We start from the raw sequence: 12,591 nt of genomic DNA on the forward strand, positions 1-12,591 counted from the left end.
AAGATGAAAATGAGAGTTTAATAGTTGATAGTTGATAGTTGATAGTGCAAAATTAGTGTTTATCAAGTTCTTTTAATCTTTTAATCTTTTAATCTTTTAATCTTTTAATCTTTTAATCTTTTAATCTTTATTATTAATTTCAAATTTAGTAAATTTAGGTAGGAAAGAAAAGTTCACAACATCATCACTAATCACATTTATTATGAAAGCTTTGGTAATTGGCGCTACAGGTGCTACCGGTAAAGATTTAGTCAATCAATTACTTAACGATAAGGAATTCGATGAAGTTGATGTATTTGTCAGAAAACCTCTTAATATCAGGAGTGATAAATTAAACGTTCACATCGTAAACTTTGATGCACCGGAAGAATGGAAAAAAGCAGTAAAAGGTGATGTTGCTTTTTCGTGCCTGGGAACCACTTTGAAAACAGCTGGAAGTAAAGAAGCCCAGAGAAAAGTAGATTTCGGCTATCAGTATGAATTTGCAAAAGCTGCGAAGGAAAACAATGTGGATGACTACATTCTTGTTTCTGCATACGGGGCAAATCCTAAATCCAAAATTTTCTACTCCAAAATGAAAGGCGAACTTGAAGAAGCTGTTAAGCAACTGCATTTTAATAAAATAACCATCTTTAAACCTGGCATGCTGGAAAGAAAGGATTCCGACAGAACGGGAGAAGTTCTCGGAAGCCGAATTATAAAATTTGCCAACAAAATCGGACTTTTGGAAAGCCAGAAGCCATTGCCAACTCATATTTTAGCCAAAGCCATGATCAATTCTTCTAAAATCAAAAGCTATGGGTATTCCAGTATAAAACTGGGAAATATATTTTGTTTTGCGGAGAAAACGAATGAATGAAAGGTTAGAAATTAGAGATTAGAAGTTAGAGGTTAGAGGTTAGAGGAAGATAATAATTTGAGGTGATAAACTTATATTTTTTGGTCTGAGCCGAAGCTCAGACTTTTACTTCGTCGTTTTACTGTTCATACTTTTCCCTAATTTTTCATATTCAACATCATTAGGCTCCCAGAGTTCGATTTTGTTTCCTTCTATATCCATGATGTGTACAAACTTTCCATATTCATAACTTTCGATCTTATCCACGATGGTTACATTTTCTTTTTTTAACTCTTCAACCAGTTTATCAAGATGTTCTACCCTATAATTGATCATGAAGTCTTTTTCTGACGGTTGAAAATATTTTGTTTTTTCACTGAAAGGACTCCACTGGCTAAATCCTTTTTTAGAGTTATCAGTCCCCTGGTACCACTCAAATACCGCTCCATATTCATTGGTGTGAAGCCCCAGGTGATCGCTATACCATTCTCTCATTTTCTTAGGATCTTTACATTTAAAAAAAATTCCACCAATCCCTGTTACTCTTTTAAGACGGTCCTCACTGCCATCAGTAGCAGATTTAAAAGCAAATCCTAATATAAAAGAAATTAGAATGCAAAGCGCAAAAATGATCTTTTTCATGAGTTACGTTTTTATTTATTTAACCATATAAAAAAAGTGGGTGAAAACACCCACTTTGTAAAAATATACTTTTTTTTGTTTACTTAAAATATTTTGTAATCGCCTGATCAGTTGGCTTCGTAGTGCTTACAAAGCTATCTACTAATTTACCGTTTTCATCGATCAGGAATTTAGTGAAGTTCCAAAGGATCGTAGTATTCTTAACTCCGTTTAGTTCTTTTTCTGTCAGATATTTAAAAATAGGTGCTGTATCATCCCCTTTTACAGAAACTTTAGCAGCCAATGGAAAAGTTACCCCATAATTTTTCTGGCAAAACGCACCGATCTCGGTATTGGTTCCCGGTTCCTGACCTCCAAAGTTGTTTGCAGGAAAACCCACTACTACCAATTTATCTTTATATTCTTCATAAACTTTTTCCAGATCCGCATATTGTGGGGTAAATCCACATTCCGAAGCCGTATTTACAATCAGGATCTTTTTCCCTTTAAAGTCTGCAAAATTGATCTCTTTGCCATCAAGGCTTTCTACTTTGAAATCATATATTGTTTTTCCCATAAGTTCATTGGTTTTAGCTTTAGAAATTTCACTTTTTTGGTTGGTACAACTCTGTAAGAACGCTACAAAAGAAAGTAGCAATAAGAAGATCTTTTTCATGAGTAATATGATTAGTGGCAGTTTTCACTGCGTTATTTATATAGACTATTAAAATTTAAAGATATTGGCAGGAAAAACTTTGTTGATGTCTATTTTATTGATCTGCATTACAAAATCCCCATCTTTTTTAGGGCTTGAAGATTCAATTCTGAAAGGCATTAATAGATTTCCCACTTTTCTATACTCCGAATACGTTAATGTTTCATCTTTTTTTATTTCCTTAAGAAGCATATAGGTATTGGTATCAAAATAATAGAAATTTTTATTGACATTTTTTGTTAATTCTACTTTATGGCAATAAATATCTCCCACTTTCTCTTTTCCCAGATATTTAGCTTCAAAACCTTTATTCTCCCAGTCAATGAAATCATTATCAAAACTTTCGGGAATATAATTCGGATATTCCTGAACTTTATTTGTGGCATAGTTCATTGCATATCCTTTACTTCCGTCATAGCCTTCAATCGCAGTTTCTTTATTATTAATGGTAAGAACTGTTTTAGTGAGATTCGGGCGTTGCTGATAAATTTTTATCGGATATTCATCTTTGATCCCCAAAATTACTTTCCCTTGAAGTAATACTGAATTTAACAGCTTCCAATTTGTCAGTCCACCTGATAGTTCAATATTTTTATCGATAATTTCCTTAGCGGTCTGTGCAAAAGTAATTTGTGAATAAATCAGTACGAATACTAAAAGTAATTTCTTCATTAATTCAATTTATAATTCAAATATAAGGCGAATTTGTAAGAAAGCAAATTTGTGAAAATGTAAAATCGTACTCATTTAACAATTTTACAAATTTGCTATTTAGTAATTCAGCCCTTCTTCCTTTTTGCCTGTTGGCAATTTAGTTGATCAATTTTCTTGCTTTTTCCAAATCCTCAGGTGTATCAATTCCAACTCCAATAAAGTTGGTCTCTATTAATTTAATTTTCATCCCATATTCCAGGTAACGGATACATTCTATTTTTTCCGAAATTTCTAAAGGTTTCATTTCCAGTTTAGAAAACTGCAGCAGTGCATGCTTCCTGAATGCATATACTCCAATGTGCTTGAAATAATCTACAGCATACGAGATCTCCCTGTGGTAAGGAATAACTGAGCGGCTAAAGTATAATGCAAAACCATTATTATCGGTAATAACTTTCACATTATTTGGGTTTTCAATTTCCTCCTTTTCAGTCAGCTTTATCTTCAGGGAAGCTAATGAAATTTCCTGATTCTGGTCTTCTTTAAAAACTTCAATCAGCTGTTTTAGAGGTTCTGTCTTTAAAAAAGGCTCATCACCCTGCACATTGATCACAATATCACAATCTATATGCTGAACTGCCTCCGCAATACGGTCACTTCCTGTTTCATGCTGCCCGGTCATTACGGCCTTTCCTCCATTATTAATAATCTCATCATAAATAACCTCAGAATCACACGCTACAAAAACTTCATCAAATAAACCCGTTTCCAGAACATTCTGATAGGTGGTCGTAATTACTGTTTTACCACCTAAAATCTGCATTAATTTTCCGGGAAACCGGCTTGCTTCGTAACGGGCGGGAATAACTGCTATGATCTTCATTGAACGATTCTTATTATTTTAATTTTTTTTAAATATAAGCAAAATATGGACTTCTTCTTAAAAAGAAACGTTTACTCCCACCATATTATAGCCTAGATTCGTAGAAGCAATAAAATTCAATTTATATTTTACTTTTCCTGTACTTGCTCCTGAAACTGTATATCTGTTTTTCGAAATGGTTTTCCCTATAAAATATCCCATGAGCAAGGCTAAAGGATAATCCGATGCCCAGTGAACCTGGCTTTGCATCATCTGAAAAGCCATCGCTCCTGCCAATGTATATCCTACTGGTTTAATCCATACTGCGTCAGGATAATTATCTGCAATCACCGTGATAGCCGACATAAATGTTGTTAAATGTCCCGATGGCATCGCATCATAACTTGATGTATTTTTAGCAAAAGCTGCAAAGCTTGGAAAAGGAGTCCAGTGTCCTCCGGGATTACCATTTTCTATTGCTATAAAAGGACTTTCCCTGCCTGTAATCCTTTTTATTGTTTGTGAAAAAACACCGGAAAGCAATAAACTTTCCATTAAACCACTGGCGGTTGCCTGAGCCCTGTAGTCATCTTTTATCCAACCATACGTCGCAAAACCTATCCCTAACAATACAACTGTAGAGCCATTACCGATGAGATATAAACCTGAGCCGATATCTTTCGGTATTTTTATAACTCCTCCGATTTTACTGTAATTATTATCGGCACTCATCCCCCATTTTTCACCCAGCTCTCTTGAATTATCAATCAATTTCTGATCGAATGGAATAAGCACCAAAGTACTTGCTATTGCACCTCCTAAGTAATAAGCATGATCCTTTGCAACAAAGTCCTTATTAGTATCTATAAAATCTTTTGGAGCCCTGGTAATAAATTCGAAAAGCTTAGGCTTATGATAGGTTCGCACAGAACCGTCTTTGAGAATATAGCTCTGTGATTTTAACGATTTTTCGATGGTGCTGTCTTTTTTCTGCGACCATACCATTACTGATATGGGTAATAACAGCCATTTAATTTTTTTCACTTTGTGTTTTTTTGATACCCGCAATCAGCTAACCGGTTCATGAGACTTTCAATAGAAACAAAAGTTCATTACAACAACTGATTGCGGGTATTTATTTTATTTTAAATTGCTTAATGCCTGCTCTAATTTTGGCATCATTACTTCAATTTCGTTTACTGCTAATCCTCCTACAGAAGCACGGAACCAAGGTTCAGATTTTTCTTCTCCGAAGGCAGAGAAAGGAACTAAAGCTACACCCGCTTCATTGATTAGATAAAAAACAAGATCAGATGAATTTTCTATAGTGTTCCCATCCGGTTTCGTTTTTCCGATATAATCCAACTTGATCGTAAGGTAAAGGGCTCCCATAGGCTCAATGCTTTCTACCGCTAATCCTTTGCCTTTTAAATCCTGGATTCCTTTATGAAGAACTTTAAGGCTTTCTTCCAGTTTTCCTTTAAATTCATCAACAAAAGTATTTACATCTTCAGAGTTCTGGTAATATTTAGCTGTTGCCTCCTGCTCCGGCTTAGGTGCCCAAGCTCCTACGTGTGTAAGCAAAGCTTTCATTTTATCGATAATATGAGATGGCCCGAACCCCCATCCTACACGCACTCCTGTTGCAGCAAGACATTTTGAGATCCCATCAATATAAATCGTATAGTCTTTCATTTCAGGGAATAGAGAAACGGGATCATAATGTTTAGCATCAAAAGTAAGATTCGAGTAGATTTGGTCATACATCAGATATAAAGGCTTTTCATCAGCGCCTCTTTTTTTGTTTTCTTCGATGATGAGTTCGCAGATTTCAGAAAGCTGGTCTTTTGTAAACATCGTTCCTGTTGGGTTCAATGGCGAACAAAGCGCTAATAAAACAGCACCACTTAAGTGAGGTTTAAGATCAGCAGCAGTAGGTAAAAAGTTATTTTCAGGGGTTGTCTTCACCTCAATAGCATCTGCAGAAGTAAGATAAGCATAGTGATTATTATTCCAAGAAGGAATAGGATAAATAACTTTATCACCTTCATCCACAATTGTCTTATACACTGCATAAATCAAAGGTCTAGATCCTGCAGTAATTAAAATATCATTGGCTGAATACTCCAGATTCCATCTTGATTTAAGATCTTTTGAAACTTCATTTCTTAAAGATAAAAGTCCGTTTGCAGGCGGATAATTCGTCAGATTATTCTGATAAGCTTTCTGAATCTCCTCCTTTAACTTTGCAGGTATCGGATAGATATTAGAATTCAGGTCACCAATAGTAAGATTGGCTATCTCCGCTCCTTTTGCCTTTAAATCATTTACTTCATTACCAATTTTTACAATTTCAGAACCAATCAGGTTCGCCGCTAATTTTGAAACTTTCACTTTATTTAAATATTTATTGTTTTTGACTAATGTTATATGTTATTAAGTATAAGTTATAAATTTTGTTTTTAATTAGAGAGCTCTTTCCTAATACTCTCATTTATAAATGTATAAACCAAATTTATAACTTTCATTTTCAGTCTAGTTTAAGATCTGCTTTTACCTGATCAATTTTCTCATCCAAAGATTTTAATTTATCTCTGAAATCAGCTTCGGAAGTAATCATATCTTTTACCGAAATATAAAACTTGATCTTTGGTTCTGTTCCGGAAGGTCTTACACAAACTTTAGTTCCATCCTGAGTATAGTAAATCAATACATTGGATTTTGGAATCTCATTCATAACCTGTTTTTCATTTTTAGAAACAATAAAATGGGTTTGTTCCTTAAAATCTTTAATATCTTCAACCAAAGACCCCGCGATTTCTTTTGGAGGGTTTTCTCGGAAATTTTTCATCATGTTCTGAATTTCTTCAGCTCCGTCCTTACCTTTTCTGACAAGATTCACCAATCCCTCATAGTACATTCCTGTCTCCTGATATATCTCAATCATATATTGATACATCGTTCTGCCATTGGCTTTGCACCATGCTGCAATTTCGCACGCCAAAAGAATACTTCCACAAGAATCTTTATCACGAACAAAATCCCCGGTCATAAAACCAAAGCTTTCTTCTCCTCCGCAAACAAATTTTTCTTTTCCCTCAGCTTCACGGATCATTTTTCCGATCCATTTAAACCCGGTAAGACCTGCCTTACAGGCAACCCCAAATTTTTGGGCAATATCAAAGAAAATATCTGACGTAACGATCGTAGAACCAATAAACTCTTTTCCAGTGATCTTATCCAGTTTTCTCCATTCATTTAGAATATAATACGTAAGAATAGTATTGGTTTGATTACCATTCAGCAGTTGCATTTCTCCATCAAGGTTTCTCACTGCAATTCCCAATCTGTCACCATCCGGATCTGTTCCGATCACAATATCAGCATTGGTAATTTTTGCAAGATCCATTGCCATTTCCAATGCAGCAGGCTCTTCAGGATTCGGGGAAGCAACAGTAGTAAAGTTTCCGCTAGGAATCATCTGCTCTTTTACAAGATCCACTTTTTTGAATCCTGCTTTTTCCAAAGCCTTCGGAACCGTTGTATAAGTTGTTCCGTGAATGGATGTAAAGACAATATTCAGGTTCTCTTTGCCAACATTCTGATACGTGGAATTCTCAATACAGGCATCAATATAAACATCATCCTGCTCTGCCCCGATCCATTCAATAAGATCATCGTTTCCGTCAAATTTAATTTCATCAAATTTCACAGAATACACCTCATTGATAATTGCTTCATCATGAGGCGGAACAATTTGAGCTCCATCATTCCAGTATACTTTGTATCCATTATATTCCGGGGGATTATGAGAAGCCGTAAGTACAATACCCCCGTTACATTTTTTATCACGAACGGTAAAAGACAATTCCGGCGTAGGTCTGTGATCTTTAAAAAGCAATACCTTAATTCCATTAGCCGTTAAAACATCAGCTACCAGTTTTCCAAATTCTTTGGAATTATGACGAACGTCATAAGCGATAGCTACTTTAATTTCCTCATTAGGAAATTGCTTTAACATATAGTTCGCAAGTCCTTGTGTAGCTTGACCTAAAGTGTACTTATTTAAACGATTCGTTCCAACCCCCATAATTCCTCTCATACCTCCGGTCCCAAATTCCAGTTCCCTGTAAAAAGAATCTTCCAGATCAGGAGAATTACTATCAATTAATAATTTCACAGCATCTCTCGTTTCCTGATCAAACGTTTCACTTAACCAAAGTTTCGCTTTTTCTAATGTTGTCATATTTGTATCTTATTTAAGCTGGAAGTCTGATGTCGGAGGCCTTTCAGCTGTCTCCATATCAACTTTTGCAGCGTATATTTATTATTCTTTTATTGCATTGTATATATTTCTTTACAACTTTATTCAGAAATATATTTTCTATTCTTTTTTATAAACAATTACATGCTCTCCTAACTTTCAGCTTCTATTATAGCGTCTTATTTTCAACCTTTGTTGTTTTATCAATTTTGAAAGCGCGGATAGGATCATTATAATATAAAAACTTTGCTGTATTCTGAATATGTCCTTTAAGAGAATCTTTTACATTAACTTCAGCATAATTCCCGTTTTTAGAATCAATATTCAGGTTGGTGATTTTCCAATACGGAGCAATCAGGCTAGCCGTATCAGAAATCTTTATTACTGCATTTTTAGTTTCTCCTAAAAAATTAGCCCTACTCCTGTTCACCATCTCTATTTCCGCTCTTCTTGTGTTCACTGAACCCATAAATGTAGCGTTATTCTTTAAATTAAGCTTAAAATTATCTGTTTTTATTTCACTCGAAATATTCATTTCTACAGAATCTGAAATGGAAACTTTTTCAAGATTATATTTTGAATAAATGGTCACATTATAAAAATCAACTCCCTTTGTTCCTCTTTTTTCTTTTATTGAAAGAGTTTTGTCTTTCACATCTACATCTAAATTATTGGCAACATTTGGATAAGTCTCTATTTCAACAAAATTTTTAGGTCCTCTTGCATAAAATACCCTAAATTTCCCGTTAAGGTCCAGGTTGACAAATTCAGAAACATCCACATCTTTTCTCTCAATATTTCCTTTGGGTGAAACTTTTCCACAAGAAATTACGGCTACAAGCACAAATATGTACAATATATTTTTCATACTTACTTAAAATATTTTATATAAAACTGCAATTATTGCAAGACTTTCTATTCCCATTACCACATAAAGAATTGATACTCTCACCATTAAACCTGGTTTTGAGTATGATTTTTTAAAAGCATTCCAATAAGTGATTGCAGGAAAGAGAATAAAAAGAACGAATAAAATTTTATCAGCAATATCAGTAATTTTTGATAAAGGCTTCCATAAACCCATAAAACTTACGATATCATCTAGCAAAAATATAACTAAAATTCCTAAAAGACTTACTGTTCCAAGGATAAAATGCTCACCAAGATTCAATTTTACCTTTTTAAAAATAAAAAAAGCGTTAACTGCGAGCATTGGGATAATAACAAAGAGGATTGTTTTGGAGTATCTCGCAAAAAAAGTTCTTACTTCAGAAGATTCAGGAATTGCTTCTTTCGTTGCAAATTTTTCGTAAAAATGTAAGGTCAGGACATTAAAGCTAAAAAGAATCAGCAACAACGAAATAAAGTTGTAATATCTGATTCTTTTTCCTGCTATATAATCCATTGCTGTTTTCCCGGGCCGAAACAAAATACTCTTTATTGTTTTGAAAAAACGGGTTTCTACATGCCAGATGGATCCTAAGATGTCATTTTTAATAAGTGAGATATGAGTTATTCTTGTTGTGTCGGTCTTCTGTCCGCAATGAGCACAAAACTCACCGGAGATTGTATAACCGCAGTTCAAACAACTCTTTTTAACCATATCCTATTAAATCACTTCATCAATATTATAATTTTTATGTTCTCTATTAGTCCTGATGATCATTTCTCCTAAGAAGCCGGCAATAAAAAGCAATGTTCCCATAATCATCATGGTTAAAGCAATAAAGAACCATGGATTATTGGTAATCAGGTGACCATAAATTCCTCTGGAAACATCAATTAATTTCGAAACACCCAGCCAAAATGCTGAAAGGAATCCAAAAATAAACATAGTGGTTCCCACCGCTCCAAAAAAATGCATAGGCCTTCCTCCGAAACGGCTTACAAACCAAAGTGTTACTAAATCCAGGAATCCCCGGATAAACCTTTCAGTACCAAATTTGGAAGTCCCGTAAGGCCGGGCCTGATGACGGACTTCTTTTTCCGTAATCCTTTTGAATCCTGCATTCGCAGCCAGAACTGGAATGTATCGATGCATATCTCCATATACATCAATAGATTTAACGACCTGTTTTTTATATGCCTTCAAACCACAATTGAAATCGTGCAGCTCCACTCCTGAAACTTTTCTAGCAGCAGCATTGAAAAGTTTAGACGGAACATTTTTGGTCATTACATTGTCAAACCGTTTCTTTTTCCACCCTGAAACAATGTCGTAATTATCTTCAACGACCATTTTATAAAGATCAGGAATCTCTTCAGGAAAATCCTGTAAATCAGCATCCATTGTAATGATCACATCTCCGTGTGCTCGTTCAAACGCTGCATGCAATGCCTGGGATTTCCCATAATTTCTGGAAAATTTAATTCCATGAATCTGTGGATGCTGTACCTTCAGATTTTCGATAATGCTCCAGGACAAATCCGTACTTCCATCATCTACAAACCAGATTTCATAGGATAAATTGTTCGTTGCGCAAACCAGATCAATCCTTGAAAACAGCTCTTCAAGAGAGTCTTCTTCATTAAGTAGCGGAATAATTATAGATAAGTTCATTTAATTTTTATAAAGATTTATTGATGAATCGTTTTTGTTCTGAAAAACGCTCCGAAAAACAGGGACAAAACTACGTAAAATATAAGAATTGCTGCAAAATATCCTGAAAAATGACTTGCAGTAAGCATATCTTTTCCTTTTACAGCTTGTGGAGAAAAGCTTTGACTTCTCTCTTTGTATTTTTGATCTAATTCATCAATGTCTTTCTGATGTTTCAAAATCTTTCTTGCAGACTGATATTCAGAATCTAATTCAGATTTTTGTCTTTCAACATACTGGTAATTTAACAGTTTTTTAGCATCTGTATCAACAAAATTCAGGAACAGGTAAATGCTAAATATGGAAAGAATCCCACCAATAAACATGGGCACAAAAGATCTCTTGAATGCTTCTCTGAAACCCATTTTATGGGTATTCCAACGTGATTTAACAGACCAGAATGCTCCTCCTGCATAAATAACAGGCAATACGAAAGCATTGATTTTGAGGGATGTATCAAAATAATGAATTCCTGAGAAGAAGTAGTATGCTACAAAAAAAACAATCATTGTAGCGATAAATAGTATAATTCCTATAGTGGATGGACTTTTCGTCATATTCTTATTTTTAGAAAAATTTTAGAAAAATTATTACCCTAAATTTCAGCAATTTAGCACCAGTAAAGCTTTTTTTCGTTCATTTTTCTGTAATATTATTTTCAAATTTATAATTAATTCCTATCTTTGCACCGGCAAGTCCTACACAACCAGCTCCTGAGAATCCTCCAGGGTGGGAACACAGCAAAGGTAATCGGTCGTAGCGGTGTGATGTAGGTAGCTTGCCATTTTTTATTTCCCTTAGTTTAAAATTCAAACTCCTCTCCCAATTTCGGTAAAACAAGCTCTACATTTTTATCACTAAAATGTTTTAAGGCACTTTCATGATTTATTTCAATAGCCGGGAAAGTATCAAAATGACATCCTATTACTTTTGGTGTTTTTAGCAATTCAGATGCTGCAAAGGCCGCTTTTCTCGGGCACATTGTATAATGGCTTCCAATTGGTAAAATGGACAAATCAATGTTTCCGTAAAGCCTTGGAAATAATTCCATATCTGCCATTACCCCTGTATCCCCTGCCAGATAAATATTCTTACCTTCAGGTAATCTGAAAATATATCCCACAGGAACACCTCCATAGCTTCCATCAGGGAAAGAACTAGTATGGTGAGCCGGAACCATGGAAATTTTAAGATCGTCGATTTTTGCCGATCCTCCTAAGTTCACATCATCTTTGTTTTTTGCAGCCTTGAAGTATCCACACACTTCAGGCACCCCGATAACGGTAGCTTCTGGATGATATTCCAAAACTTCCGCCACATCTGCTATATGATCACCATGAGCGTGGGTCAGCAGGATATAATCGATTTTCTGGGCAGAAATATCAAATCCGGACTCTGCTTTTTTATAATTATAAAAAGGATCACTTAAAATAGTCTTATCCTTGTATGTGAACAAAAAACAATTTTGTCCTAAGAATTGTATTTTCATTTTGATTTTATTTTAATTATGTTAAATATAATTGCCAAGTATTTCTAAATAATGTTTCAAAGATTTGTTGATATTGAATAAACAAAGAATACATCATTTATTTTTGGGGAAATTTATCTTCAATCAGCCTGAGGTTAATGCCATGTTCCAGATATGCTTTACAACCGTCTAAAACTGTCGTAAAACCACCCGTATTATCATTAATTGTCTTTAAAAGATCTTCACCTGTCTGGGTAAATCCATAGCTTTTAATCACAACCAAAGTCCCTTTCTCCATTTCTTTGAATTCATAATCCACATTAGATAAAGGATCACCCCATTCTGTTTTGATAAGATGATTGGGAATGATTTTATGAACAGTGACATTATTTTTCACTCCATACATTTCCCATTCCCAGGTAATTGTTTTACCTTCTTCAAGTCTTCCGCTCGATTTCGTAAACCAAAATTGAGTGGTTAGTTCAGGATTGATAAATGTTTCAAACACCTCATGAACAGGTTTTCTGATAAGCATTTGAGCTTCAACGAATGCTGGAGAATTACTCATAC

General features: G+C 34.6%; 14 protein-coding genes and 1 other RNA gene. 2 read left to right on the plus strand and 13 right to left on the minus strand.

From position 1 onward, the window contains the following. Positions 1-202: 202 nt before the first annotated feature. Complete coding sequence (locus ACNFU2_RS04620) at positions 203-859, plus strand: NAD(P)H-binding protein (RefSeq protein ID WP_273648155.1); 657 nt, start codon at positions 203-205, stop codon at positions 857-859. A gap of 105 nt (positions 860-964) precedes the next feature. Here the strand turns inward: ACNFU2_RS04620 and ACNFU2_RS04625 are convergent, their stop codons facing one another. From ACNFU2_RS04625 to ACNFU2_RS04675, 11 genes are all read right to left on the minus strand, one after another. Beyond that, the gene (locus ACNFU2_RS04625; protein WP_306612490.1) at positions 965-1,480 is read right to left on the minus strand and encodes a VOC family protein; all 516 of its coding nucleotides are present in this window, start codon (positions 1,478-1,480) and stop codon (positions 965-967) included. A 79-nt stretch (positions 1,481-1,559) separates the two neighbouring features. After that, positions 1,560-2,135 (minus strand): glutathione peroxidase, encoded by a 576-nt coding sequence (locus tag ACNFU2_RS04630; protein ID WP_172278374.1) that lies wholly within the window; start codon positions 2,133-2,135, stop codon positions 1,560-1,562. A 48-nt stretch (positions 2,136-2,183) separates the two neighbouring features. After that, a complete protein-coding gene (locus ACNFU2_RS04635) occupies positions 2,184-2,846 on the minus strand; it encodes a histidine kinase (protein WP_273648156.1) in 663 nt (220 codons plus the stop codon). Between the two features lie 139 nt (positions 2,847-2,985). Then, positions 2,986-3,711 (minus strand): 3-deoxy-manno-octulosonate cytidylyltransferase, encoded by a 726-nt coding sequence (gene kdsB / locus ACNFU2_RS04640; RefSeq protein WP_418123923.1) that lies wholly within the window; start codon positions 3,709-3,711, stop codon positions 2,986-2,988. Between the two features lie 57 nt (positions 3,712-3,768). Continuing rightward, complete coding sequence (locus ACNFU2_RS04645) at positions 3,769-4,734, minus strand: phosphatase PAP2 family protein (protein ID WP_418123925.1); 966 nt, start codon at positions 4,732-4,734, stop codon at positions 3,769-3,771. A 96-nt stretch (positions 4,735-4,830) separates the two neighbouring features. Continuing rightward, positions 4,831-6,084, minus strand: a complete 1,254-nt coding sequence (locus tag ACNFU2_RS04650; RefSeq protein WP_273648159.1) for a pyridoxal phosphate-dependent aminotransferase — start codon at positions 6,082-6,084, stop codon at positions 4,831-4,833. A gap of 136 nt (positions 6,085-6,220) precedes the next feature. After that, positions 6,221-7,936 carry a phospho-sugar mutase gene (locus ACNFU2_RS04655; RefSeq protein WP_273648160.1) on the minus strand — a complete coding sequence of 572 codons (1,716 nt, stop codon included), beginning with the start codon at positions 7,934-7,936 and terminating at the stop codon, positions 6,221-6,223. A 187-nt stretch (positions 7,937-8,123) separates the two neighbouring features. Continuing rightward, on the minus strand, positions 8,124-8,822 hold the full coding sequence (locus ACNFU2_RS04660; RefSeq protein WP_306612496.1) for a GIN domain-containing protein: 699 nt from the start codon (positions 8,820-8,822) through the stop codon (positions 8,124-8,126). Between the two features lie 6 nt (positions 8,823-8,828). Further along, positions 8,829-9,539 (minus strand): DUF3667 domain-containing protein, encoded by a 711-nt coding sequence (locus ACNFU2_RS04665; RefSeq protein WP_273648162.1) that lies wholly within the window; start codon positions 9,537-9,539, stop codon positions 8,829-8,831. A gap of 24 nt (positions 9,540-9,563) precedes the next feature. Beyond that, positions 9,564-10,514, minus strand: a complete 951-nt coding sequence (locus ACNFU2_RS04670; RefSeq protein ID WP_172278390.1) for a glycosyltransferase family 2 protein — start codon at positions 10,512-10,514, stop codon at positions 9,564-9,566. 17 nt (positions 10,515-10,531) lie between these two features. Continuing rightward, positions 10,532-11,110: a DUF4199 domain-containing protein gene (locus ACNFU2_RS04675; protein WP_172278392.1), complete on the minus strand. Its 579-nt coding sequence runs from the start codon at positions 11,108-11,110 to the stop codon at positions 10,532-10,534. 132 nt (positions 11,111-11,242) lie between these two features. On the opposite strand from ACNFU2_RS04675, the gene ffs reads away from it, so the two are divergent. After that, an RNA gene (gene ffs / locus ACNFU2_RS04680) (signal recognition particle sRNA small type) lies at positions 11,243-11,340 on the plus strand. Positions 11,341-11,355: 15 nt separating this feature from the next. Here ffs and ACNFU2_RS04685 read toward each other — a convergent pair. Both ACNFU2_RS04685 and ACNFU2_RS04690 read right to left on the minus strand, forming a co-directional pair. Then, positions 11,356-12,042 carry a metal-dependent hydrolase gene (locus ACNFU2_RS04685; RefSeq protein ID WP_411247407.1) on the minus strand — a complete coding sequence of 229 codons (687 nt, stop codon included), beginning with the start codon at positions 12,040-12,042 and terminating at the stop codon, positions 11,356-11,358. Between the two features lie 97 nt (positions 12,043-12,139). Further along, a complete protein-coding gene (locus tag ACNFU2_RS04690) occupies positions 12,140-12,589 on the minus strand; it encodes an SRPBCC family protein (RefSeq protein ID WP_418123929.1) in 450 nt (149 codons plus the stop codon). Positions 12,590-12,591: the final 2 nt, after the last annotated feature.

Origin of the sequence: Chryseobacterium sp. PTM-20240506 (genome assembly GCF_048296755.1) — a bacterium.
Classification (GTDB): domain Bacteria; phylum Bacteroidota; class Bacteroidia; order Flavobacteriales; family Weeksellaceae; genus Chryseobacterium; species Chryseobacterium proteolyticum.